The organism is Flavisolibacter nicotianae (assembly GCF_003628535.1).
Lineage (GTDB): Bacteria > Bacteroidota > Bacteroidia > Chitinophagales > Chitinophagaceae > Flavisolibacter > Flavisolibacter nicotianae.
On sequence record NZ_RBCI01000001.1, the window covers coordinates 885,760 to 910,722 of the forward strand.

Here is a 24,963-nt window from a genome sequence, read left to right on the forward strand (position 1 = left end):
GAATAACTTCGTAGTTCTCAACCACCGCTTATGAAGAATGTTTACCTCCTTGCTTTGGGACTTTTTTGTCTGCCCTTTTTAGCCGTGGCGCAAAAAGTAGCCGGTACGGTCAAGGGTTCGCTGCAGGACTCTGTTTCGGCCACGCCGCTTGAGGATGCGACCGTCTCCGTTATTCGTCTTCCCGATTCAACGCTTATTTCGTTTACCCTTACCCGCAGCAACGGCGCCTTTGAAATCAGGAACCTGGAGGCCGGCGATTACCAGGTAGTGGCTACGTTTGTGGGCTTGCGCACATTCAAAAAGAAATTCTCCATCGGCCCTGCTCATACAGAAGAAGACCTGGGATCCGTTCGACTGCAACGGGCCGATAAGGCGCTCGATGAAGTGGTGATCGTGGATGCTCCAGTGAAAGTCAATGGCGATACGGTTTCGTTCAAAGCCGATGCCTTTAAAACCAAACCCAATGCCACCGTGGAAGACCTGCTGAAGAAACTGCCAGGTGTGCAGGTGGACAGGGACGGCACCGTGAAAGCGCAGGGCGAAAACGTGCAAAAAGTCTATGTGGATGGAAAGGAGTTTTTCAACAACGATCCCAAGCTGGCCACGAAGAATTTGACGGCCGAAATGGTCGACCGCGTGGAAGTATTCGACGACATGAGCGAACAGGCAAAGTTCAACGGCATCGACGACGGCAGCCGCAGCAAAGCCATCAACCTGAAACTGAAAAAGGACAAAAAGAAAGGCCTGTTTGGCAAAGCCTATGCCGGCTATGGTTCCGATGAGCGTTATGATGCCGGGCTGAACGCGAACTACTTCAAGGGAGCGACGCAGGCCAACGTGATTGCCAAAAGCAACAATACCAACAACATTGGTTTTACGGTTTCGGACATGATGGGCATGTTTGGCGGCGGCGGAATGATGGGTGGTGGAAACGCCGGCGGTGGCATAGGCGGTAGTGGTTTCGGCGGCGGGGCCATGAATTTCGTCAATTTCGGCGGCCGTGGTGGCGGCAGTACCAGCGGCTTTAACCTGGGTTCAACAACAGGCGGCGGCATTACAACGTCTTCGCAGGCAGGACTGAATTACCGTGATACCTGGAGCAGGCATTTCGATGTAAACGGCAGCTATTTTTACAATTTTGCACAGAAAGAAAATCAAAACACCAGCCTGCGGCAGAATTTTCTCAAGGACTCCACCATTTCCACGGCAGAAAATACCTACTCCAGGAGCACTAATTACAATCACCGTTTCAATCTGAACATGGTGGCCTCCATCGACTCTTTTAACTCGCTCATTTACCAGCCCAATCTTAGTTTTCAAAAAGCAGAGACCTTCAGCAACGACACGCTGCTGAGCAACAGTTCGTCCGGCAAAATCCTGAACCAGGGGCGCACGGTGAACAGCAACACGGGTGACGGCTATAACTGGAGCAACAACCTTTTGTGGCGCAGAAAATTCCGCAAGGCCGGCCGAACGTTTTCGGTTGCCCTCACCAATACCTGGAGCAACAACGACCGGGAGGGCTTTACGCTGTACAACCTTTCCGTAAGGCAATCGGACCAGATGAACCGCACCGAAAGCAGCACCGGCAATTATGCCGTGTCGCTGTCGTACACCGAAGCCATTGCACGGGACAAGATCCTGGAGTTTAACTATAACCACACCGACAACCGCAGTACATCGGACAGGAAGACCTTTTTGAAAAACACCGCCAATGGTTCTTATGAGATACCGGTTGACCTGCAGACCAACCATTTTGAAAATGCCAACCGGTTCGACCGCTACGGCACCAACCTGCGTATCGTGAAAAAGAAATACAACTACCAGTTGGGTTTTGCCGTGCAGCAAACCGACCTGGAAAGCAACAACCTGTCGAAAGGCACGAACCTGGTGCAAAAGTCGACCAACCTTTTCCCGACGGCTTCGTTCAATTACCAGTTCCAGCGCAGCCGCAGCCTGCGCTTCAGTTACCGCGGCCGCACCAACCAGCCCACGGTCAGCCAACTGCAGGACGTGGTGAACCTTGACAATTATCCGTACATCTCGAAAGGCAATCCCCTGTTGCGCCAGGAGTTTTCGCACAATATCATGCTGAGTTATAACTTTTTCGACATTGTGAAGTTCCGCAACCTGTTTGCCTTCCTTACCTATAGTGCCACGCAAAACAAAATCGCCAATGCCATTGATTACCTGCCCGGCGGCGTACAGGTAACGCAGCCGCAGAACATTTCCGGCGTTTATAACATAAGTGGAAATTTCAACTTTGGCCTGCCCATCAAACACCTGCAGGGCGGGAACTTCAATACCAACACCCGCATTGGCTACAACCAGGACGCCAATATCGTGGACAACGTGAAAAATTACAGCCGCAACCTGTCGGTAACGGAAGACCTGCGCCTGAGTTACAACTATAAAGAAAAGCTGGATATGGGCCTTTCGGCCAGCGTGACCTACAACCAGGTACGCAACACGGTACAGAAAACCAACAATTCCAATTATTACACACATGTGTATTCGGCCGACATTACCTACACTCTGCCAAAAGATTTTATCCTGTCAACCGATGTGGATTACACGTTCAATACCGGTCTTGCCAGCGGGTACAACCAGAATTACGCCATCTGGAACGCCGGTTTTGCCAAACAGTTTTTGAAAAGCAAGAGGGGGGAAATTAAAGCGTCGGTGTTCGATATCTTAAACCAAAACACCAGTGTGTACCGAAATGTAAGCGACAACTATATACAGGATGTGCGAAACAGTACGCTGAAGCGTTTTTTTATGCTCAGCTTTACCTACCGGATCAACCGGATGGGTGGCAGGGCGATGCCGGCAATGCTGGAGCGGGCTACCAAAGGGCTGCGGTTTTAACCGGACAGCCGGTGTCATAAAAAAAACCTCCCGTTGGGGAGGTTTCTTTTATTTTGACAATCGCTTGTATGGCGCATAATCGTGGGGGGTGGAAGAACCATAAAACCAGGCGCCCAGGATCGACTTCATAAACCGCCACACGTTGGTGGAGGGTTTGTAGGCATGGCTGTATATTTTTGCCGCCTGCTTTGCGTGAACAATTTCTCTGTTTTTCATGTGTTTTGTGTTTTTATAGTTTGTGGATAATGGGTGAATAAACTTACGCATTTCTATTGGTAAAACGAAGCTTTTGGCTATTTTGTATGCGAATTCTGAAAAAATCCCTTCTATGAAAATGAATGCTACCCGTGTATCGGCTGTCTTCTTCTCCCTTTTTGTTTTCGTGTCTGCAAATGCCCAGCTCCGGTTGCCCAGCCGCTCGGGCAGCGATATGCGCCAGGCGCTGGAAAAAGTCATTACAGATTATACAAAAGGCTTTTCGAACCTGAAAGGTGACCTGCTGAACGACAGCGATCCGCAGCGCATTGAGTACGCTTCGCTTTTGACCTTTAAATCGGCCGAGTCCAATACAATTATCCAGTATTCCGGTGCATCGCCGATTTACAGTTGGCAGGCGCAGTTGCTGGCGACGGATGATTTTGCGGTTGCCGAAAAAAAATACAATTCGCTCTACAAGGATCTGAAAGGAATGAGCCTCACCCTCAATCGCGACTATACTTATGGCCTGGAAGGAACCTACGATGCGCCGAACGAAAGCCTTGGCTTTGCCTCAACGGAGTTTCATTTAACGCCCAGTGCCAGCAGCCTGCCCAAGGTAAAAGTGGAGCTTTCCCTGCAATACGAAATGCCGGAGTGGAAGATCCGGATCGCCGTCTACCAAAAAGAACGAGAAGACAATGAAAGAGGAAAGGTGAGGGAGGACTAAGCGGCCTCCCGGTGAAGGGGTAGGCTATGCACAGAGCCTGCTTGAGCACGATACAACAAAGGCTCCATCATGTAAAATGATGGAGCCTTTTTCTTTTATGTGACCGGCAGCAGATGATCGATTGCGCTGCCGTTGCGTCGCACACGTCAGGGTTCAGAGCAATACTGAGCAAGGAATGTGTCTAAGCTGGCCTTTGCGTGCCAGCCAATCCCTCCTTGGGAGGCAGGGAGGCTTTGTACACCGGTACGGTGCTGCATGGCTCGCCGTACATGATGCTTTTAACCTCCGGCAGCAAACGTTTTGTTAGTTCGGCATAGGCAAAGGCACCAACGGGCACGTCACCGCAGCCCTTTACCACGATGCGCTGGCCAGCGTATTGCGCAGCATCGATGGCCTGGATATTTTTTACGAACAGGTGCTTCTGCATTTCCTCGATTGTTCCCACGTACACGTCCCTGGCAACTGGCTGCAGGTAGGTCGTTACCAGCATGTAAGCCCACAACGGAATAATGGCATCGGCCGTGCAGGTGACAGCGACATTTTTATCCTGGTAAGCTGACCAGTCCAGCGCCTTCAGCGCTTCCCTGAAATCTTTTTCTTTCAGGATCAAACCCATAAAAAGATAATCCTTCAGGTCGAAGACGACGAACCCGCCTTGCGGCAGGTAATCTTCCAGGTTCAGGGTCAGCAGGCCGCTTTGGGCGACTTTGTTCACAATGGCATCACTCATGGTGCAAAGGTAGTCCGAACCGGGATTTGCGGGACGGATGGTATGCGCGGGACGAAATCACCACAAAAGCAAAGGGCCGTCTCTTTCGAAACAGCCCTTTGCTTTTTATAAACCGGTGAGCAATTAATAGAAATTGCTGCGGTAATCTTTGATGTCGGCTTTTTTCTGCAGTACTTCCACCGGTGAGCGGAACATCTGGCGACTTTGCATTTCCAGCATCTGGCGCTGTTGTGCAATGCCGGCGTTGTCAACAGCAGCCGTGAAGACGGCATCCGTGCGGATGGCGTAGACACCTGCCTGGCCGGCAATTCCTTCAGCACAAACCTTGCCTTTGTTGGCCGGGTTAAAAATGGCACCCAGCACTTTGTTTTCGTATCCCAGGGCACCACCGCCGGTGAAATGAAGACTGTCGGCACGCTGCACCTGTTGGTTGAACTTCGTCGCCACCACATTCAGGTCGGTAACAGTCCCCATTTGCTGTTTGATCATGTCGGCTTTCTTCTTGTTGCGCAGCACCGGCTCAAGCATTTGGCGAACCGAAGAAGCAGAAGGCAGGCCGGCCTTGTTTACGTCGGTTACCACGGCCACGATATAGCTGTTGTTGATCGGCTGGCTGGGGCTTACCACGTCGCCTTTGTCGGCTTTGAACACATCTTTCACCAGTTCACGGGCCGAACCGTTGACACCTGTAACAAAAAAGTCCATCGGGTGCAGGTTGCTGGCCACCTGCTTCTGGTAACCTTTTGCCTTCAGGTTCTTTTCAAAATAGTCGTTGAAGCTCTTTTCGTCTTTTACGTTTCCGGCAAACATGTTGGCTTCATTGCTGGCCTGGCTTTGCGTTTCGGAGCTCGCCTCGATCGGCAGGGCAAACAAAGCCAGTTTATACACAGGGGATGAACCTTTTTGCGAAAGCACTTCTATATAATGGTAACCAAACTGGGTTTTTACCACACCTTTTGCGCCAACAGGGTTGTTGAAGGCAAAATCCTTGAACTCCGGAACAAACTGTGTTTGACGGGTAATGCTGTCGTACACACCGCCGCGGAATTTGCTGCCTGCATCATCGGAGAGTTTTACAGCGATGCTGTCGAAGCTGGCGCCGGCGGCAATGATCCGCTGCACGCTATCGGCGATGCGCTTGGCCGTTACCGAGTCACGGGCGGCGCCTGGCTGCCCAGCAGCATCCTGCGGGTTCAGGGCAATCAGGATGTGCCGCACTTTTACCGTATCCGGCTGTGTTTTCTTGTCCATGATTCGTGTGAGCAACATTGCATCCTGCTCGACCAGCGGCCCGGTAACCACGCCAACGGGTGCTTTAAAGATCGAGTCCTTGCCTTGGATGTTCAGGTCTTTATCCGAAACATAGGTCTCGTTGTATTGCGCCAGGCTGCGGTTGGCCACCAGGAACTGCTGCACATTGCCGGTGCGCTGGAACGAGTCTTTCAGGGAAAGAAGCTGGTTGCGAACGGCAGCGCTGTCGGCGGCAGAAGGAGCGGCGCTGAACGATACATAATTAAAGGAACGGCTTTCTTCTTTTTGGTCGAAGTCTTTTTGGTGGGCCTTGATGTAGTCGGTGATATCCGCATCCGTCACTTTTACAGCACTGTCGGAAATGGTGGTGTAGGGCACAGAAACGTACGCTGCATTTGCCACCTGGCTGTTATCCACATTACGTTTTTCCAGGAACCATTTTGGAATATAAACAGAGTTTGTCAGCAACGCATTGTATTTATTGAGCAGGGTTTGCTTTTCGATATAGTCGATCAGTTCGGCCAATTGAGCCTTTTGCTCAGGCGTACCACTTTTTTTGATTTGGTTGTATTGCTGGCGCACCTGGCCCGGGTCCCATGCCTGCGGATCTTGCGGGTTACCAAAAGCCTGGCGAAACTCCTGCGGGGGATTCGGTCCAAACAGCAACTGGTCCAATTCCTTGTCGCTGATAGAAATGCCCAACTCATCATATTGATCGCCCATGATCTTGTCGGTCAACTCCTGTTGCCACAATCCGTTAACGGCTTGTGCGGTTCCGTTTTCGCCTTCAAAACCCTGGCGCTTGGTGATCTCCGACACACGGCGCATAAACGCTTCGGCATCGACCTTTTTCCCATTAATCTTTCCCATGGTGGTTTCCCTGCCGCCGAACATGCGGCCGCGACCTGCGAAGGCGTCCATTAAGATGAACCCTAGCAAGGCCAGCGCAATGGCGATTACCGCAATGCGGGCATACTTGTCTCTGATTTGCTGAATAACTGACATAAATGGTGGTGTTCTTATTTAAGGATGGCGAAAATAGGGTAAAAGGAATTATACACAAAATGTGGAAAACCGCTCTGAAGCAGAGTTTTCGACGGATCCGGCAAAGAAAAAGCTAATGCGTGTTTATGGCTTGCCGGCTGCCTGGAAAGATGTGCATGTACTGGTGGAATTTTTCGTGAACAGTAGCAACCGGATATCAATTCCGAAATTTCAAAAACGCATTTTGCAAATTCTTCCATCCGGTATCTATATATAGTAACAGGTCATTCGTACAGCTTTTCCGGCTCCGGCGTTCTCCGACTCAGGATTGCCATACGGGGTCACACAAACGGCATTTTTGGTGTGTATATCCCCCATTTGATGTGAATAACTGTGGCTTTACCGTGAAAGGACTGGTGTACTCTTGGCTCACAAGTTTGTCTGGCGACGGAGGGTTTCCGGTTTTTGTTCATTAACCCTGTTTTATCCCACGCCTATTCACATCACCGAAAAAACGAATAGAGCGGAAATCTTTTCAATTTGAGTAATCCACATTTTTGTGAATATCCCCTGTAATCCGCAAGTGGTCCTACCTTTGTTGTGCGTGGAACAGGAAAAGCTGTGGATAACTGTATATTAAGTGCAGCGGCTACAAAGTGAACCAGGCTCTTTCCCCAAATTCACACCCATAATAATAGTAGCTTCTCTTTATAAAAATAAAAAGATTATTAATTATTACATGAGCGAAGAAATGTTGATAGCGAAAAAAGAAATAGAGGAAAAAGGGTTTTTGGACGTGGACATAGACCCGACGCTGGACCTCTTTGCCGAGATCGAACGGCTCAAGAAAGAAAAGAACGCCATCATCCTGGCGCACCTGTACCAGGAACCCGATATACAGGACATAGCCGACTATGTTGGCGACAGCCTGGGACTTGCCCAACAGGCGGCAAAGACCAATGCCGATATGATCGTATTTGCCGGCGTGCACTTCATGGCCGAAACAGCCAAGATCCTTAACCCAACCAAAAAAGTGGTGATCCCCGACCTGAAGGCCGGCTGTTCCCTGAGCGAGAGTTGTCCGCCACCCCTCTTTAAACGCTTTAAAGAGCAGCATCCTGACCACGTCGTGATTTCCTATATCAATTGCAGCGCCGGGATCAAAGCCCTCACAGATGTCATCTGTACGTCCTCTAATGCGAAAGCAATTGTGGAGAGCTTCCCCCCGGAGCAGCCGATCATCTTTGCACCCGATAAAAACCTGGGTGGTTGGATCAACCGCACCACCGGCCGGAACATGCTCCTGTGGAATGGTGCCTGCATGGTGCACGAGATTTTCAGCCTGGAGAAACTGACAAAGTTGAAAGTGCGTCACCCGCAGGCAAAAGTGATTGCCCATCCCGAATGTGAAGAACCGGTGTTGCGGATAGCCGATTTCATTGGGTCTACCACGCAGTTGTTAAGCTATACCCGGAACAGTCCCGACAAAGAATTCATCGTGGTCACCGAAGCCGGCATTCTCCACCAGATGGTCAAACAGTCGCCGGACAAAACCTTTATCCCGGCACCACCCGATAATGCCTGCGCCTGCAACGATTGCCCGCATATGAAGCGGAACACCCTGGAAAAGGTTTACCTGTGCATGGAATATGAGCAGCCGGAGGTGGTCATGGAGGAAGAATTGCGGGTGCAGGCGAAAAAGAGTCTGGATCGCATGCTGGAGATCAGCGCAAGGATTGGCTTGTAAGCTTGTTCACAAATCAATGTGGAAAAGACCCTGCAGAAAATTGCAGGGTCTTTTCATTTGTCTTCAGCAATTCATCAATTCGTTTGATGTGAAACCCGTGTTGGTTCAGCACGTGAATAATTCCGGCAAGCCTTTCGTACAACTTGTCTTTTCTTCGCTGATCAGTTCCGGCGTGGATCAGCACAATCGCACCATTCAGTTTTTCGGGTGTTGTTGCAACGACTGTTTGCAGCCAGTTCACAATCCATTCGCTGCTTTTATAGGCTGCGCCAAGCTCTGGCCATGTGTAATCGGCATTGGTACGGATGCCGGGTGTGAAATTGAAAAGTGACATTTTTTTTTCCCGGCTCCAGGCGGCAATGGAATCGTTCCACCATTCAAACGGCGGAATAAATAACTGTGGTGTGTGAACTGGCAGATGCAGATTCTGCATTGCCTTAAGGTTCGCTGCCATGTCGTTAACAAAACTGTCACTGCTCACCAAAAGACTGTCACGTTTGTTCCAGTCGCAATAAAGCAGGTGCTGGTCGGAGTGGGGACCCAGATAATGTCCGTCTTTTACCAGTTGCCTGACCTGTTGCCGGAAGGCCGGATTCCGGTAAAAACGACCGGTGAAAAAGAAGGCAGCCTTTACGCCTTCGGCTTTGAGTGTTTTGCGGATCTGTGGCAGTCCTTCTCCGGTTTCATCGGCGGTAAACACCAGTGCCAGTTCTTTTTTTGTACTGTCTCCCCGGGTCATAGCGCCTTGTTGATACGTGAAGTTTTTCTGCTGCGCATCCAAAGGCTGCAGGGCAAAAAGTAAAAGCAAAATGAAAACGAAGAGACGCATGGCAGTCAAAAATAGACGTTCCGTTGCAGGTTCGTTTTCCCATGCGTTTTTGTAGGGGCTGTTTTTTCATCGAAGCCTTATCTTCACCCGGATAGATTTGATCATGTTCACGCATCAAGACATTGCCCGTTATTACGACCTGAGCGAGGTGCATTACCGTCTTTTCTGGAAGCTCGACACGTCGCGTTCGTTGCACTATGGTTACTGGGATTCGTCAACAAAGGATTTTCACGAGGCGCTGCTCAATATCAATCGTGTGCTGGCCGATAAAGTATCCATCACGAAAGACGACAACGTGTTGGATGCCGGCTGCGGCGTGGGTGGCTCTTCTCTTTGGCTGGCTGGTTTCCGGGGTTGCCAGGTTACTGGTATTAGCCTGAACGAAAAACAGGTGCAAAAAGCAAATGCGGCAGCGCAGCAAGCCGGGCTGCAAAACCGGGTGACCTTTGCTCAAAAAGATTATTTGAATACCGGCTATCCTTCAGAGTCGTTCGACGTAGTATGGGGCATTGAAAGTGTTTGTTATGCCGATGACAAAAGCGCTTTTTTAAACGAAGCATCCCGTTTGCTGCGAAAGGGGGGACGTCTTGTGATTGCTGACTTTTTCCAGGCCGAAAACCTTCCGCAGCGTGCAGCAGCTGCGGTGAAAAAATTTGCCAATAGCTGGGCCATCAATGAATTTGCCCTGGAAAGTGAATTCTGCCGGGACGCTGCTGCTGCCGGCTTTTGCAGGATTGTGTCGGAAGACATCAGCCAGGCGATTTTGCCTTCTGCCAAACGTCTCTACAAGGCTTATTGGCTGGGAAAACCGGCCGCTATTCTCTACCGCCTGTTCCGTGGCAAGCCAACAAGTCTGGCTGCCAACAATGTTGAGTCGGCATTGCTTCAGTACACCACACTGAAAAAAGGATGGTGGAAATACCGAGTCATTTCCGCTGTAAAAGCATAGAAATCTTGAACGACGAATTGTTTGAGCAAATAAAAAGAACCGGTAGCGGTTCTTATCGAGGGATAAAATTATGCGTTATTCACCGTGATCTTCTTCAGCACTGACATCCTTGATCTTTTCACTGGTATACTGGCTTTTGATGTACTCGTTGAAAAATGATCCGGGTGAACCTTCGCATTCAATGTAGAGCTGAAACACTTTCCATAACCGCTGCGGCACATTGTAATAGCGGTACACGTTGCCGCTGCGAAATTCAATATCCAGTGCGCTTTCGGCCTCATTGTAATCAACCCTGTGGATCGTAGAGGAGCGGGATGTGAATATCGGTTTTGACATGCTATATAAGCCAAAAAAATTATACCATTTAAGCCTTCTCTTCTGTTAATTCCTTCGCACGGCGTTTGCAGCACGGACATTATGTTCAAGCACATTTCAAAACGGGTAAAAAAGACCTGGGCGGCGGTGGCGCTGTTTTCTGCAGAAATGATTTTGGTGTTGCTGGTTTTTGTCATTGCGCTGTTGTCGCTGGCTTACCTGATCCGGAAGGTGATTGTTTTACAGGACACCGGTTTTGACCAAAACGTGTTTACGCTCTTACAGCAACACGTCAGCAAGGAGAACAGCGATATCATGTTGTTCTTTACATTTTTGGGAACGCATAAGTTTCTGATCCCGGCCAATCTTTTACTGATCGCCTATTTTCTCTTTGTGCAGAAACACAAGTGGTATGCAATCAAGATCCCCGCTATTGCATTAAGCAGCCTTGCGCTCATGTTTGGGTTAAAGCATTTTTTCAACCGGCCACGGCCTGGCGTACCGCTACTTTTTCATGCAGAGGGGTTAAGTTTTCCGAGTGGTCATGCCCTGTTCAGTGTGACGTTTTATGGTCTTCTGGTTTACATCATTTACAAGGGAATAAAGAACAAAAACATCAAGTGGAGCCTGATCTTGTTTCTCCTGGTTCTCATGTTGGTCATCGGTTTCAGCCGGGTTTATTTGCGGGTACATTACGCAACGGATGTGATTGCGGGTTTTTGTGTAGGGATTATCTGGCTTGTACTCACTATCTGGTTACTGAACCAAATAGAATCCTATAGCAAGCGCCAATTAAATCCGATCATTGAGCAACCGGGCCGGACTCAGGTAGCAAAAGGCGGGTGAAGTGCCACCGGTTCAAACCTTGTCTTGCCTTCTATCGATGCGTTATTTCAAATGCTGGTTGGAATTGGATCAAAGAGTCCTAAAGCAGATTATACAGGCAAGGCGCTGCCATACTTTAACGAAAAGCCATTCGGATAAGCAGGTGCAAAAACCTACCTTTGCGCCTCAATTTTGAGCATTTATGATTTCTGTAAATAATGTTTCGTTGTCCTTTGGCAAACGGGTACTTTTCGATGAGGTAAACATCTCGTTCACCAAGGGCAACTGTTATGGCATCATCGGTGCAAACGGTGCCGGTAAATCTACCTTTTTAAAAATTTTGTCGGGCGAAATCGAGCCCAACAAGGGGAGAGTGGATATCACGCCGGGCGAACGGCTTGCGGTATTGAAGCAGAACCATTTTGCGTTTGATGAGCAAACGGTTCTCAACACCGTGTTGATGGGGCACAAGAAGATGTGGGACGTGATGCATAAGAAAGACGCGATTTATGCCGATCCGAATGCCACGGAAGATGATTACATGAAGGCCGGTGAACTGGAAGCAGAGTTTGGCGAGATGGGCGGTTATACGGCTGAAAGCGATGCTGCCAGCTTGCTGAGCGAACTGGGTGTTAAGGAAGAATTTCACCAGTCGCTGCTGAAAGATATTCCCTCGAACATGAGGGTGCGTGTACTGTTGGCCCAGGCGCTATTTGGTAACCCGGATATCCTGCTGCTCGATGAGCCGACCAACGGCCTGGACATTGAAACGATTGGGTGGCTGGAAAACTTTCTGGCCGATTACGAGAACATTGTTCTTGTGGTTTCGCACGACCGTCACTTTTTGGACGCGGTGTGTACACACGTTGCTGATGTGGATAGGCAGAAGATCAAAATCTTTACGGGTAACTATACGTTCTGGTATGAATCGTCCCAACTGATGGCGCGCCAGTTGAATGATAAAAACAAGAAGGTAGAAGAAAAACGCCAGGCACTGTTGGACTTTATTGCCCGTTTCTCGGCCAATGCGTCTAAATCCAAACAGGCAACGTCGCGAAAGAAAGCACTGGAAAAGCTGACTATAGAAGAAATCGAACCATCCAACCGCCGTTATCCCGGGATCATTTTCCAGCCGCAGCGTGAGGTGGGTAACCAGATTTTGAATGTGGAAAACCTTTCGAAGTCCGTGGACGGCCGCGTGTTGTTCAGCAAGGCAACCTTCAGTGTGAACAAAGGTGAAAAGATTGCCTTCTTTAGCAAGGACCCGTCGGCAGTAACGGCCTTCTTTGATATCATTAACGGTAACGAACAACCGGACAGCGGAAAGCTTGAATGGGGAACAACGATTACCAGGGCTTACCTTCCTGTGGAGAACAATGAATTTTTTGGAAATGGCTTAACCCTGATGGAATGGCTTCGCCAATATGTACCGTCGCATGTAACGGACGCAGACGAACCTTTCCTTCGCGGCTTTTTAGGCAAGATGCTTTTCAGCGGTGATGACATTCTGAAGAAGACCGATGTACTGAGCGGAGGGGAAAAAGTGCGCTGCATGATCAGCCGGATGATGTTGCAAAATCCAAACGTTGTTATCCTTGACCAGCCGACCAACCACCTTGACCTGGAAAGCATTCAAAGCTTCAACGAAGGGTGTGTTGCCTTCCCGGGCGTTGTGTTGCTGACATCGCACGACCATACGTTTATGCAGACAGTTGCCAACCGTGTCATTGAGCTGACTCCAAAAGGCATTATCGACCGCCTGATGTCGTTTGATGAATACCTGGCAGACAAGCGTGTGAAAGAATTGCGGGAAGAACTATACGGTGAAGCTGTTATGGCATAAAGAGGAATCAACCCAAAAGATAATAGAAAAGAGCTGTTCGTGAAGAACGGCTCTTTTTGTTTTGTGGAGTGATATCCATTCGATTCGGCCAGAATCTTTAACTTGAGGCGTCATGATGTTGCGCCACATACGTTTTCTAAAAAATGTTTTTCTCTACAGCATTACAGCGTTCGGAGGACCGCAGGCGCACGTTGCGATGATGATGAAATTCTTTGTCGACAAAACGCCGTATGTCACCAAAGAAGAATTACTGGAGTACAACGCCTTTTGCAATCTTTTGCCCGGTGCTTCTTCTACGCAAACCGTTACATTGATTGGATATAAAAGGGGAGGGTTGTCGTTGGCAATTGCCACGCTGTTTGTATGGATTTTTCCAGCCTGTCTGCTAATGGGTATTTTTTCCTTTGTTCTCAACCGGGTTGACAGCCATTCATTACATAAAGATATTTTTAAATATATTCCAGCGATGGCTGTCGGGTTTTTGACCTATGCTGCGGTAAAGGCTTTCAAAATTTCGATACACAATTTGATTACCTGGATCATCATGCTGGTTTGCGTGGCGGCCACGTATATCTTTTTCAAATCGCCATGGGTGTTCCCCGCACTGATCATTTTCAGTGGTGCAGCAACAAATGTGAGCAAGAAAAGAATTCCGGAAACCGAAGTGTCGAAAAAGAAAGTTGCCTGGGGAAATATCTGGCTCTTTGCATTGATCTTCCTGTTAGCAGGCGCATTTAGTGAAACCGCACGGAAAGAAAACTGGTCTACACGAAAGCCCATTAATTTGTTCGAGAATACCTATCGAATGGGAAGCCTTGTTTTTGGTGGTGGGCACGTCCTGATGCCAATGATGTATGAGCAATATTCTGTTCGTCCCGAGGCAAGAACTGCCACCGATTCCACTACTGCAAAAAACCAGATCTATATCAAAAAGGAAGACATGGTCACAGGTATGGGAATCGTCAGGGCCATGCCGGGTCCAGTCTTTTCGATTGCTTCATTCGCCGGCGGTATGGCGTTGAAAGATAAGGGTGCGCTTTGGCAGATCATAGGTTGCGTTATCGGCATGGTTGCCATCTTTTTGCCCAGCGCCCTGCTGGTTTTATTTTTTTTCCCGGTTTGGAATTATCTGAAAAAATATGCGGTCGTATACCGCTCGCTTGAAGGGATCAATGCCGCGGTAGTTGGGATCATGATTGCTTCTACACTTTACATCATGAAGGACATTTCTTTTCTCCAGGGAAATTTTACCAGCCTGGTTAATTTGGTCATTGTTGGGGTCACATTCCTTTTGCTGAAATTTACCCGCATTCATTCTCCCTTTATCGTTGCCTGCTGTTTGTTGGTTGGTTATTTCTTGTGAGCCTTTTTGTAAAACCCGCTTTTTTCAATTTCTTCTTCCACGGCAGTAGGCACCAGGTATTTGATGGATTTCTGGTTTTGAATACACTCCCTTATGTAGGTGGCGGAAATTTCAAGCAGGGGCGCATTTAAAACAGTGGCCTTCGCTCCATGTGTGTTTGTTATGTCAAACCCCGGCCTGCGGTAAATTAAAATCGGGTAATTGGCCAGGATGGTTTCCGCATTTTTCCATTTACCGAGGTTCTGAAAACTGTCGCTACCCATGATAATGGTGAATTCGTGTGAAGGATATTTTTCTGTCAGGTAGGCAAGTGTATGTACCGTATAGGAAGGTTTCGGCAGCGAGAATTCGATATCCGAGGCTCGCAAACGATCGTCGTGTTCAACTGCTTTTTGTACCAGGTGCAACCGGTCGTATTCGTTCAACAGTGTCGGCGACTGTTTGAAGGGGTTTTGCGGCGACACAACAAACCAGAGTTTTTGAAGCGTTGTTTCGTTCAGTACGTGATTGGCGATGATAAGGTGACCAATGTGAATAGGGTTGAAGGATCCGAAATAGAGTCCGATTTTCATTGGAGAAGTTCAGGTTATTCTTCGAGGAGAATTTGATTTGCTTCATTCTTTCGAAGGCTCAGCGAGTAGCCGGCAATACGGATCGAAATCGGATCACCCAAAGGAGCCACTTTTTCGACAATCACGGTTTCTCCGGGTATGCAGCCCATTTCCATCAACTTGAGTTCCAGATCGGACGTTTCAAATCCTTTGATAATGCCCCTGTCCCCGGCTTTCAATTCTGATAATTTCATAACTAGTTTCAAAGCTACTTCAATCAATAAAAACGCTTGCCGAATTTTGCAGGATGAAAAAGGCAGGCGATAAAATAAAGTTCCATTTCCTGGTCGATAAGTTCTATTTCCCGGACAGAGGCCTGTTGAAGGCATATCTTGAAAAGCAGCTAAAAGGGGAGGGGAAAAAAATAGACGCAATCAATTATGTCTTTTGTGATGATGCGTACTTGCTGCAGATGAACCAGCAATATTTGCTGCATGATACCTTAACCGACATTATCACCTTTGAACTTTCTCCCAAAGGACAGGCATTGGTTTCTGATATCTATATCAGTATAGAAAGGGTAAGAGAAAACGCCACGAATTTCGCCACGCCTTTTGCTGCCGAGTTATTACGCGTTGTATTTCATGGTATTCTGCATCTGGCAGGGTATAAAGACAAGAAGCCGGAGGACAGCCGGAAAATGCGGGAAATGGAGGATGTTTATTTAAGAAAGTTTCACGTGGAACGTGAAACGAAAAAACGGAAAGATTAACATGTTCCCCGTGGAACACTAAAATACCTTTGCTACTTATGTTTCAGAAATATGACGTTATCGTGGTTGGGGCTGGTCATGCAGGTGGTGAAGCGGCAGCCGCAGCAGCAAATATGGGGTCGAAGGTTCTTTTGATCACCATGAACATGCAAACGATTGCCCAAATGAGCTGCAACCCAGCGATGGGCGGTATTGCAAAAGGCCAGATCGTCCGTGAAATTGATGCCCTTGGCGGCTATTCGGGTGTTGTTTCGGACGCTTCCATGATACAGTTCAGGATGTTAAACCGTTCAAAAGGCCCTGCAATGTGGAGTCCGCGGTCACAAAACGACCGTATGCTATTCGCTTTAAAGTGGCGTGAAATGCTGGAAAACACGGCAAATGTTTCTTTTTACCAGGATATGGTAAGGGGGCTTTTGATCGAAAATGGAAAGGTGGCCGGTGTGATAACTGGTTTGGGTCACCAGATTAAGGCAAAAGCAGTCGTTCTTACAAACGGAACCTTTCTAAATGGGGTTATCCATATTGGTGAAAAGCGCTTGGGAGGTGGACGGGTTGCCGAGAAGGCGGCAGAAGGGTTGACCGAACAACTCGTAAGCCTTGGTTTTGAAAGCGACCGGTTAAAAACCGGTACACCGCCTCGGGTCGACGGTCGTTCGCTGGACTATTCCAAGATGGAAGAGCAAAAAGGCGATGAGGACGTGGTAGGCTTTTCCTTTCTCGACACGCCAAAACCTGCTACGCAAAGAAGTTGTTGGATAACATATACCTCTACAGAGGTTCATGATATTCTAAAGACCGGTTTCGACCGTAGCCCAATGTATACCGGGAGAATCGAAGGAATTGGCCCCCGTTACTGCCCTAGTATTGAAGATAAAATCAACCGTTTTGCCGAAAGAGAGCGTCACCAATTGTTCGTTGAGCCCGAAGGATGGAATACGGTTGAGGTTTATGTCAATGGTTTTTCGACTTCCCTCCCCGAAGAAGTGCAGTTTGAAGCGTTGCGAAAGGTGCCTGGTTTTGAAAACGTACAATTTTTCCGCCCGGGCTATGCCATTGAATACGATTATTTCCCACCGACACAACTGTCTTATAGCCTTGAGACCAAGCACGTCGAGAACCTGTTCTTTGCCGGCCAGATCAATGGAACAACCGGGTATGAAGAGGCGGCTTGCCAGGGCCTGATGGCAGGAATTAATGCGCATTTAAAAGTCAGGGGCGAAAAACCCTTTATTCTGAAGCGGAGTGAAGCCTATATCGGCGTTCTGGTAGATGATCTCATCAGTAAAGGAACCCAGGAACCTTACCGGATGTTTACGTCGAGAGCCGAGTTTCGAACACTGCTTCGCCAGGATAATGCTGATCTGCGCTTAACAGAAACCAGTTATCGTATGGGATTGGCCTCACAGGAAAGGATGGATAAGGTGCTGCAAAAGAAAAAGGAAGTGGGAGAGATTAAAGAAGCACTTAAAATAACGGCACTTGAGCCTGCTGAAATCAATGGGTTTTTCGAAAGCATTGATAGTTCTGCTATAACAGAAAAGCAACGCCTTGAAAAGATCGTTCTGCGTCCCAACCTCGGCCTTGATGATCTGGTAAATTATGTACCCAAGCTTCAGGAAGTTTTCACCGGTTACTCAAGGGAAGCAATGGAACAAGCAGAGATTCAAACCAAGTATCAGGTTTATATCGACAAGGAAAAAGAATTGGTAGACCGAATGCGTCAACTGGAAGACCTGGAAATACCTGAAAAGTTTGACTACCAGAGGATTGTAGCTCTTGGGGCAGAAGCTAAGGAAAAGCTGATCCGGGTAAAACCAAAAACGCTTGGCCAGGCCAGCCGGATCTCCGGTATTAACCCCGCAGACGTACAGATCCTCATGGTATACATGGGTCGATAGAGACCGAACAGAATAGAAAATGCCGGCTATATGCCGGCATTTTTATGTGAGGTTTTCTGTCGCCTGCTTCTTTTGTTCCTCCTGTCGGCGGTAGTCATTCATAACCGCCCTGATTTCTCCATAGGAAAAATCTTCCGGCAACTGTTGTTTAATGGCCGTGGCTGTCAGTCCGGCTGTGTCAATAGCTGCCAGAATTGTCTTGCTTCGGTTTGGAGGAACCAGCTCTTCCAGGGCAAGTTCGCCGGTATAAATAAACGAGGAGAGGTGGCTTTCAATCGTAGTCGCTGCGAGGTTTCGCAACTGTGCGATTTCCTCTACCGATTTTCCCTCCCGGTATAAGGCCAACGTATCGCGGTTGCTGGCACCCTTTACAGGCTTTTCTTTTTTGCCTTTAAGAACAGCAGCTTGTGGCTTTACGGCCGGCGCTTCGAATTGAACAAAAACGAGCTCGCCATACACTAACTGATTTAATCTTTGCAATTGCTGCAGTACAACAGTTTCTGTTCCCCGAAGCTCCTTTACATATTTGGTCACTTTGCTTGCAAAACGCAAAGAAGAGAGGTGTTCCTGCAGGGGGTGAATGACTTCGTCAGCCAGCGCCTTGGCAAAATAGATGATGGCCTTGTTAACCCGTTGCTGCAACAGATCACGGTCGCCGGTTTGAATTACCTGCCGGAGCTGCGCCTGAAACTTTTCAGCAATCCCTGCCTGTTCTCTTACCTTGCTCAGGATTGAGTTACAGAGAGAGAAAGCTGTGTCCGGATCGGGAAGTTTTTTTCCTTGGATATTTTCTTTCCATTCCTGCAAGGCCGCAACCACCTTGCTCCAGTTGAATGTTTTTACCAGCAATTCCGCCTGGAATTTTTCTTTTTCCTCTCTCAGCAGCGCCTGGAGGTGTTCATCGCTTTGTTCCCGCTGGGCAAAGGCAAGTACACGCCGGTCGGTGGCAATGGCATTGGAATAAATCCTGGAATGCAGAACAAGGCCGTCCAGCGAAGTACAGCGGCTAAGCGCCACATAAACCTGTCCTGCTGCAAACGAAGCACCGGCATCAATCACTGCTTTTTCGAACGTAAGGCCCTGGCTTTTATGAATGGTTATCGCCCAGGCCAGTCGAACCGGAAATTGCTTGAAATTGCCGAGCTCTTCTTCTTCTACCTCATTCTTCTCCTTGTTATAATTGTAGCGGATATTTTTCCATGTTTCCTTTTCCAACACAAGCTCTTCGTCATCATCAAACGTAACGGTGATTTCTTCGCCTCTTATTTTTTTGACGATCGCCAGGCGGCCGTTGTAATAGCGGCGCTCTGTACCCGAATCGTTTTTAATGAACATCACTTGTGCCCCTTGCTTAAGCTGGAGGTTCATTTCGGTAGGCAATGCTTTCTCCGAAAACTCGCCACTGACTTCAGCTGTAAATGTGTGCGTCGGGCCGCTCAGCTTTTTCAGCTCCGCTTCGTTAATAACGTCTGCCTTCCGGTTATGCGTTGTCAGCGTGATATAATTTTCGCCGGCCGGTGGATTAAAGGCAGGCTGGTACCGGTCGTTTAGTTCTTCCAGGTCTTCGCGTTGCGGAACATTGTTTCGGACCCGGTTGAGGATGTCGATAAAATGCTGTTCGCTTTGCCGGTAAATTTTCTTGAGTTCAATGTAAAGCGGCGGTGCTTCCTTCACGACCTGGGCATCGAAAAAAAACGGGCTGTTGTAATGGTCTCCCAGAATGCTCCACTCTTGTTGGGCGATCACCGGCGGCAGTTGAAAAAGGTCGCCAATATAAAGCACCTGCACACCGCCGAAAGGCACATCGTAGCGCTTGCGAAAATGCCGTAGGATTGTGTCCATGGCATCCAGCATGTCACACCGCACCATGCTGACTTCATCGATGATCAGCAGTTCCAGTTCTTGCAAGAGTTCCCGCTTGCTGGTTGTAAAAAATATATTCCGGAACAAACTGTGCTTGTCCGTTGCAGGCCCGTTGCCATTGTAGTTGTTCAGCGAGTCGGGGACAAAAGGCCCAAACGGCAATTGAAAAAACGAGTGCATGGTTACACCGCCGGCATTGATGGCTGCTACTCCTGTCGGAGCAACGATCACCGCATTCTTCTTCGTGTTTTCCCTGATGTATTTTAAAAATGTGGTCTTCCCCGTACCGGCCTTGCCGGTCAGGAAAAGATGTCGCGACGTATAATTCACCAGATCAGCGGCCAGGGCAAAAAGTGTATTTGTGCTGTCGTGTTGCATTCAGAAAGGGCCTCTAAAATATGTTGATTTTTTTTAAACCGTATCGATAAGCCTGTCTAAATTACACCAGATCAATGGCAAAAAACCTTTCAGTTTTGGTAAAAAAAAGAAAAGGGATATTCTCCCTTTTCTATCTGATAATCAATCTTCTATAACAGGTTTAGCCGCCGGAGTGCCGAGCAGGAGCAGTTCGGCAACATGGATTTCCGTAACGTACCGTTTTACCCCTTCCTTATCCGTATAATTGCGATTGACCAGTTTCCCTTCCAGTGCGACTTCCGTGCCCTTGTCGAGATATTTTTGGGCAATGTCGGCCACCCTGCCAAAAGCCACCAGGTTATGCCATTGGGTGTCGGTTACTTTTACACCCTGGGCATTGCGGTACACTTCATTGGTTGCCACAGAAAAGCGAACCAGTTTTTTGTCGTTTTCAAAGGTGTGGGTTTGGGGTTTGCCTCCTACGTGGCCGATCAACTGCACTCTGTTTTTAAGAGCATACATAACGTTTGATTTAAGCATGAAAAAATTTGTTATCCCAGTTGTTAGCGGCGCCTTGCAACAACACCACAAAAATGACATGGCCAGGAAGCCGCACTCGGTATTTAGTCGTTTGCTTTCGAATGAAAGCGTTTATAAGCGTTTGTACACGGATAAGGAATTGAGTACCTGGTAGTGTCTCAGTTTGAAATGTTAAAAACCCGGAGGGTTGGCAAAATGGTGAGGACATTTAAAAACCAACCCTCAGATAGCGGAATACCTGAACCCTTACCGGGAGACCTGGATGCCTCAGAGTTAGTCTTTAGAATGTGAAGAACTCGTTGTAAATCAGCTATTGTGTACGGTAGCACCATAGCAATACGGCCGAAAACGGATCTACAGCAGCGAATAATATAGCAATTATTTTTTCACAAAAAAAATGATATGTGGATAAGTCTTTACACTGGAATTGCATTATTATTGCATTGAAATTACTATGATCCCCGTAAACTCTCCAGCCAAATCCCGAAAAGATACTACTCAGAAATGGGAAACGCAAGAGAATGCTGTAACCCATAATGATGTAATTGATGCGTTTTTGACAGGTAAGGAAGTCGGACGCTCTGAACAGCTTTCTGTAAATCTTCGTCTATTTGGAGAGAATTATGAAAAGGCAAAAAGCCTTTCCGAAACTTTGCATAAGCAACTCGAAAGTATGGGCTTTAAGGTAGTGGGGCTTCATCTTCGTGCAGATTCTATTACTTCCTTCAATACGCTCCTTATTGTTGATAAGATGGATTATCTCAATGAAAGTTTTTTGAAATCTTTTAGCATTGCCCGTGCATTTAAAAATGATGCCGATAGCGATACCTTCAATATTGCATTTACTTTTACTCCTGACTCCGATACCTTGGATGAAAATTGTTTAGAACACGATGGGTTCTTCGCAAAATACAAGAAATAGTATTGAGGTTTTTCAGCATGGCGAACACAATGAAGAGGTCTGTGACCTCTTAAACGTTGAGAAGAAGTACCGAGATTGGATTATTACTACGGCTTTTTATGCTTCGCTACATTTTGTTTCCTGCAAAATATTTCCATTCAAACATCCAATTAAGGCGTCTGATCCCATTGAGATAAAATCAATCGAAGAGTGGCAGAGGTTTAAAAATTATGCATCAAACAAGCGCCACGATTTGTTAGCTGAACTTGTGTCAAGGTTTTGCACTGACATATCTGAAAAATATGATTGGCTATTGAGTACTGCAAAAACAAGTAGATACCATCAGTTTCAATATGGAGATGTGCAAATTTCTGACCTTGCAGTAAGCTATATGAAAGCAATAAAGAAAAGCTGTCAGCCAAAAGTGAAGAAATAATCAGTCTGCCAACTTCACAATATCCTCAATACTCATCAGCCGCTTAATTAATCCTGCCTGCATTGCTGGCGGCACTCTCAAAGACTTATGTATTTTGACAAAATTGTAATACACAAAATGCAGGGCAATGGCGTGACAATGGTTATCGACCTTCTTTGAAAAAGCATTGGTCAGTCTGGTAAACCTTCTCATGTGCATACGCATAGTGAGGTTTTGTCTTTCCACATACGAGGTACTGATGTGCTTTTCGTCAGGCTGGCCGGAAACAATGGTTTTCTTTGCACCAATGTATTCAGTCGGACTATACTTTCTTTCCTGTTTACTGTTGCCGCTTTCGCCACCGTATAGTTTCACCAATTGGGCGAAATCTATATCCGCTCCAAAGTGACTGCCAATGGCATCCAAGTACGCTCTCAAGCCATCGGTCGTTAACTGCACCTTATTAGCTAATCTTGCCTTTACATCCTGCATAAATTCATGGGCTGCATACGCATCCCGCTGGCCTACGTGCCATGAAACAACCAGTTTTGTATCGGCGTCTATGCCTACCCATGTCCATACATCACCGGCATAATCTTCCATGCCTTCCGGTACATTCTTCTGCTTAGAGTAAACAAACGACCAGATTTCATCGCATTGCACCCGCTTTGCTGTAATGCCTTTTACCGTTTCATCATGGAATTTCTCACAAGCCCTGCCTACGTCCACTAACAGTTTAGTAACTGTGTTGATAGACACATCGGCAATGCGGGAGGTAGAGCGCAAGGAATTACCCTCAACAAGCAGATTAATAATCTGAACTCTTTTCTGTAAAGGCAACTTATTCATAAAACAAAGGTATGCTTTATGCTTAAACGCTCAAGCATAAATTTTATTTCATTGCTCTCAAACTTTCTCTATTTTTGAAATGAAAATGTAGTGCCGGTGGGGGACGATCCCACAACTTCCGACTTAGCAGGTCGGTACTCTGTCCGGTTGAGTTACGGCACTTTCCTTTAGCAATAATCAAGCTCCTGAGGCGGTCAAACTTCGAGGGGCTTTTTTATTTGCCTAAGCTGAAACAAACCTATGACATGGTGGCACGAAAATGGGGTGAAACGGGGTGAAGAAGGGGTGAATTTACCCATTCAAAAAGGCTGATAACTAAGAAGTTATTTTATATTATTTGGATTATCTTTCTTTGCCCTGTTGTGCAGTTCAATGAATTTTCCTGTCCAGAATTTAGCATCCTCAACATCAAAATTGCTCCACAGACGACCTAATTTACCTACGCTCAATTGTTCGTTTTCCTTCTTGCTTTTTACCTGAAAACTGTCGGCAATGAACTGATGAAGTTCTTTGTAAGTAGTAGTTTCTATAATTTTTAATTCGTATAGCATTTTAAACAGAAATAAAAGTCGAGAGGCTGTTAGATTGACCTTAATCTTGGTTTGTTTATAAAGTGTTTCCGGCAAAGGTTGCAGAGTGGCTGGTTTTATTGCTTGTAAATGCCCTATCGCTATTGTTCCAGGCTTTATTTTTCCGGCCTCGTATCTTTCTATGTGCTTTTGGATTGCACTTTTAAAATTCTCAATGATCCCTTTAAGGAAGTCAATGTATTGCGGCAGATAGCTTTTGTCAATTAACTCAGGGGTTTCAGTATTGCAGTAAAACCATGAATTTGTAATAGTTCTCTTTTTAGGATAGCGGCCAACTGTATAGCCGCCAGCCATAAAAGCTGCCGGTATTAATGTATTTTCTACCTCATACTTTTCGCCATGAGGCCTGTTGAAATCAACTGTCAATCTGAATTTCAGCTCATCCTCTTTTATTTTCTGCTCGTATTTGACATAAGCCTTATCATTATAGTCGTCAACCAACTTTGAAAGGTATTGTATGTTAATGCCTGTAATTCTCCAATCATTAAGCCATAGTTTCAAATCCTCAAACATTACCATCTGGGCATTTTCATTGGCGGTTAAAATTGTCTGGATGATTTCATCTTCCATTAACCTATGTGTCCGCAGAGTATTTTCGTAGTAGGTGTCCAAATAACCATAATGATGCGCACCTGAGAATCTCGATATGTGATCTGCTATCCGGCCAATTTCATAATATTCTAAGGTGAACTTGATTGCAAGGTTTATTCTTGGAAAAACAAGCATTAGAAGCAGTTGGAATGGTGGCTTAATTGCTTCTAAAATAAGAATATTGCAGCAAGCTATTCCATGAAGTACAATTAATTGCTACATTTAAAATAACCAAACAAGTAGAGCTGTTTATGAGAAAAATCCTTTTCCCCCTCCTGCTTTTAATTACCACAAATGCGTTTTCGCAAATAGACCACATCAAGGTACTAATAGGAAGACCTGAAAGTGCTATCAGAGAGTATTTTGATTCCCTCAATCATTTGAAGAGCAACCCTGCTTACCGGATTGATCGGGACGTTGCGGAAAATGGGGATTTGATGCTGTCTGTTAGTTTTTCGCTTAAAGACGAAGATTTCTATACCTGTATAGGTATTGCTGTCGTGTTTATTAGGATTTCAGGTGGCGAAGAAATTTGCAGAACGCAGGTGGTGCATGGTAGTTCCAAAAATGCACAGCCCAATCTAGCCTACATAAAAGACAACTATAAGTATATAAAAGAGAATTATTGGGAGCGGGCAATTGCCCCCGGCGCTAAAATAGGCGCAGAGTTCAAGTCCGAGATGGTAAATAACCATTCCTCCTATACAATTGCTTATTGGGCAATAATGGAATAATTATTCTTTGTTCTGTCCCCACCGCTTTTGGGCTGCCTTGATCGCAATTTCTTTTCGGCGCTCCGGTGTCAGGGCTTCTTTCCTGGCTTTTCCGCCTTTCAAGCCTCCTTTTCGGCCAAGTATAGCGGCTGCGCTCTTGATTTCATTCTCGTTGATTGGGTCGGTAGTTTCGCCCGTCGCTATATCGACTACCTGTTTCGCTCTTTGGTTTGTGTCACTTGGACGTTTTGCTTTTGCCATGACACAAATCTAATAAAAAAGATGCTTATT

At 47.0% G+C, this 24,963-nt stretch carries 24 protein-coding genes and 1 tRNA gene; 12 read left to right on the top strand and 13 right to left on the bottom strand.

Features of this window, described 5'->3' with window-relative positions:
- Nucleotides 1-30 precede the first annotated feature (30 nt).
- Nucleotides 31-2,868, top strand: a complete 2,838-nt coding sequence (locus D6024_RS03885) for a TonB-dependent receptor (protein ID WP_121353125.1) — start codon at nt 31-33, stop codon at nt 2,866-2,868.
- A 48-nt stretch (nt 2,869-2,916) separates the two neighbouring features.
- On the opposite strand, the gene D6024_RS26500 is transcribed toward D6024_RS03885, so the two are convergent.
- The gene (locus tag D6024_RS26500) at nt 2,917-3,084 is read right to left on the bottom strand and encodes a hypothetical protein (RefSeq protein ID WP_162944509.1); all 168 of its coding nucleotides are present in this window, start codon (nt 3,082-3,084) and stop codon (nt 2,917-2,919) included.
- 112 nt (nt 3,085-3,196) lie between these two features.
- Between D6024_RS26500 and D6024_RS03890 the strand changes: the two genes are divergently transcribed.
- On the top strand, nt 3,197-3,793 hold the full coding sequence (locus D6024_RS03890; protein WP_121353127.1) for a hypothetical protein: 597 nt from the start codon (nt 3,197-3,199) through the stop codon (nt 3,791-3,793).
- A gap of 181 nt (nt 3,794-3,974) precedes the next feature.
- On the opposite strand, the gene D6024_RS03895 is transcribed toward D6024_RS03890, so the two are convergent.
- Together D6024_RS03895 and D6024_RS03900 are read right to left on the bottom strand one after the other, a co-directional pair.
- Entirely contained in the window at nt 3,975-4,523 is a 549-nt protein-coding gene (locus D6024_RS03895) for a DUF2480 family protein (protein WP_121353129.1), read from the bottom strand.
- 123 nt (nt 4,524-4,646) lie between these two features.
- Nucleotides 4,647-6,779: a peptidylprolyl isomerase gene (locus tag D6024_RS03900; RefSeq protein ID WP_121353131.1), complete on the bottom strand. Its 2,133-nt coding sequence runs from the start codon at nt 6,777-6,779 to the stop codon at nt 4,647-4,649.
- A 718-nt stretch (nt 6,780-7,497) separates the two neighbouring features.
- Here D6024_RS03900 and nadA point away from each other — a divergent pair.
- Nucleotides 7,498-8,505, top strand: coding sequence for a quinolinate synthase NadA (nadA, locus tag D6024_RS03910; protein WP_121353135.1), 1,008 nt, complete (start codon nt 7,498-7,500; stop codon nt 8,503-8,505).
- Nucleotides 8,506-8,518: 13 nt separating this feature from the next.
- Here the strand turns inward: nadA and D6024_RS03915 are convergent, their stop codons facing one another.
- Nucleotides 8,519-9,334 (bottom strand): polysaccharide deacetylase family protein, encoded by an 816-nt coding sequence (locus D6024_RS03915; RefSeq protein ID WP_121353137.1) that lies wholly within the window; start codon nt 9,332-9,334, stop codon nt 8,519-8,521.
- Nucleotides 9,335-9,437: 103 nt separating this feature from the next.
- Between D6024_RS03915 and D6024_RS03920 the strand changes: the two genes are divergently transcribed.
- Nucleotides 9,438-10,283 carry an SAM-dependent methyltransferase gene (locus D6024_RS03920; RefSeq protein WP_121353139.1) on the top strand — a complete coding sequence of 282 codons (846 nt, stop codon included), beginning with the start codon at nt 9,438-9,440 and terminating at the stop codon, nt 10,281-10,283.
- Between the two features lie 75 nt (nt 10,284-10,358).
- Here D6024_RS03920 and D6024_RS03925 read toward each other — a convergent pair whose 3' ends face one another.
- Nucleotides 10,359-10,619 carry a KTSC domain-containing protein gene (locus tag D6024_RS03925; RefSeq protein WP_121353141.1) on the bottom strand — a complete coding sequence of 87 codons (261 nt, stop codon included), beginning with the start codon at nt 10,617-10,619 and terminating at the stop codon, nt 10,359-10,361.
- 81 nt (nt 10,620-10,700) lie between these two features.
- Here D6024_RS03925 and D6024_RS03930 point away from each other — a divergent pair, with 81 nt between their 5' ends.
- The 3 genes from D6024_RS03930 (at nt 10,701) to D6024_RS03940 (ending at nt 14,629) form a co-directional block, all read left to right on the top strand.
- Complete coding sequence (locus D6024_RS03930) at nt 10,701-11,444, top strand: phosphatase PAP2 family protein (protein ID WP_121353142.1); 744 nt, start codon at nt 10,701-10,703, stop codon at nt 11,442-11,444.
- 181 nt (nt 11,445-11,625) lie between these two features.
- Nucleotides 11,626-13,266 carry an ABC-F family ATP-binding cassette domain-containing protein gene (locus D6024_RS03935; RefSeq protein WP_121353144.1) on the top strand — a complete coding sequence of 547 codons (1,641 nt, stop codon included), beginning with the start codon at nt 11,626-11,628 and terminating at the stop codon, nt 13,264-13,266.
- Between the two features lie 112 nt (nt 13,267-13,378).
- A complete protein-coding gene (locus tag D6024_RS03940) occupies nt 13,379-14,629 on the top strand; it encodes a chromate transporter (RefSeq protein WP_121353146.1) in 1,251 nt (416 codons plus the stop codon).
- On the opposite strand, the gene nadD is transcribed toward D6024_RS03940, so the two are convergent.
- Nucleotides 14,617-15,201 (bottom strand): nicotinate (nicotinamide) nucleotide adenylyltransferase, encoded by a 585-nt coding sequence (gene nadD / locus D6024_RS03945; protein ID WP_121353148.1) that lies wholly within the window; start codon nt 15,199-15,201, stop codon nt 14,617-14,619. The genes D6024_RS03940 and nadD overlap by 13 nt on opposite strands.
- A gap of 14 nt (nt 15,202-15,215) precedes the next feature.
- The gene (locus D6024_RS03950; RefSeq protein WP_121353150.1) at nt 15,216-15,434 is read right to left on the bottom strand and encodes a FeoA family protein; all 219 of its coding nucleotides are present in this window, start codon (nt 15,432-15,434) and stop codon (nt 15,216-15,218) included.
- Between the two features lie 53 nt (nt 15,435-15,487).
- On the opposite strand from D6024_RS03950, the gene ybeY reads away from it, so the two are divergent.
- The gene (ybeY, locus tag D6024_RS03955) at nt 15,488-15,952 is read left to right on the top strand and encodes an rRNA maturation RNase YbeY (RefSeq protein ID WP_121353152.1); all 465 of its coding nucleotides are present in this window, start codon (nt 15,488-15,490) and stop codon (nt 15,950-15,952) included.
- Nucleotides 15,953-15,990: 38 nt separating this feature from the next.
- Nucleotides 15,991-17,853, top strand: coding sequence for a tRNA uridine-5-carboxymethylaminomethyl(34) synthesis enzyme MnmG (mnmG, locus tag D6024_RS03960; RefSeq protein ID WP_121353154.1), 1,863 nt, complete (start codon nt 15,991-15,993; stop codon nt 17,851-17,853).
- A 42-nt stretch (nt 17,854-17,895) separates the two neighbouring features.
- Here mnmG and D6024_RS03965 read toward each other — a convergent pair whose 3' ends face one another.
- Both D6024_RS03965 and D6024_RS03970 read right to left on the bottom strand, forming a co-directional pair.
- Nucleotides 17,896-20,094 carry a helix-turn-helix domain-containing protein gene (locus D6024_RS03965; protein WP_121353156.1) on the bottom strand — a complete coding sequence of 733 codons (2,199 nt, stop codon included), beginning with the start codon at nt 20,092-20,094 and terminating at the stop codon, nt 17,896-17,898.
- Nucleotides 20,095-20,235: 141 nt separating this feature from the next.
- Nucleotides 20,236-20,595 (bottom strand): single-stranded DNA-binding protein, encoded by a 360-nt coding sequence (locus D6024_RS03970; RefSeq protein WP_121353158.1) that lies wholly within the window; start codon nt 20,593-20,595, stop codon nt 20,236-20,238.
- 472 nt (nt 20,596-21,067) lie between these two features.
- Here D6024_RS03970 and D6024_RS03975 point away from each other — a divergent pair, with 472 nt between their 5' ends.
- Together D6024_RS03975 and D6024_RS03980 are read left to right on the top strand one after the other, a co-directional pair.
- Nucleotides 21,068-21,535 carry a hypothetical protein gene (locus D6024_RS03975; RefSeq protein WP_162944510.1) on the top strand — a complete coding sequence of 156 codons (468 nt, stop codon included), beginning with the start codon at nt 21,068-21,070 and terminating at the stop codon, nt 21,533-21,535.
- A complete protein-coding gene (locus D6024_RS03980) occupies nt 21,507-21,950 on the top strand; it encodes a hypothetical protein (RefSeq protein WP_121353162.1) in 444 nt (147 codons plus the stop codon). Before D6024_RS03975 ends, D6024_RS03980 begins: the two co-directional genes overlap by 29 nt.
- On the opposite strand, the gene D6024_RS03985 is transcribed toward D6024_RS03980, so the two are convergent.
- The 3 genes from D6024_RS03985 to D6024_RS03995 all read right to left on the bottom strand — a co-directional run bounded on the left by D6024_RS03985 (nt 21,951) and on the right by D6024_RS03995 (nt 24,094).
- The gene (locus D6024_RS03985; protein ID WP_121353164.1) at nt 21,951-22,778 is read right to left on the bottom strand and encodes an IS1 family transposase; all 828 of its coding nucleotides are present in this window, start codon (nt 22,776-22,778) and stop codon (nt 21,951-21,953) included.
- Between the two features lie 88 nt (nt 22,779-22,866).
- Nucleotides 22,867-22,940: transfer RNA gene (locus D6024_RS03990), tRNA-Ser, on the bottom strand.
- A gap of 161 nt (nt 22,941-23,101) precedes the next feature.
- Nucleotides 23,102-24,094: a hypothetical protein gene (locus D6024_RS03995; RefSeq protein WP_121353166.1), complete on the bottom strand. Its 993-nt coding sequence runs from the start codon at nt 24,092-24,094 to the stop codon at nt 23,102-23,104.
- Between the two features lie 116 nt (nt 24,095-24,210).
- Here D6024_RS03995 and D6024_RS04000 point away from each other — a divergent pair, with 116 nt between their 5' ends.
- On the top strand, nt 24,211-24,693 hold the full coding sequence (locus tag D6024_RS04000; RefSeq protein ID WP_121353168.1) for a hypothetical protein: 483 nt from the start codon (nt 24,211-24,213) through the stop codon (nt 24,691-24,693).
- On the opposite strand, the gene D6024_RS04005 is transcribed toward D6024_RS04000, so the two are convergent.
- Nucleotides 24,694-24,933, bottom strand: coding sequence for a histone H1 (locus D6024_RS04005; protein WP_121353170.1), 240 nt, complete (start codon nt 24,931-24,933; stop codon nt 24,694-24,696).
- Nucleotides 24,934-24,963 lie beyond the last annotated feature (30 nt).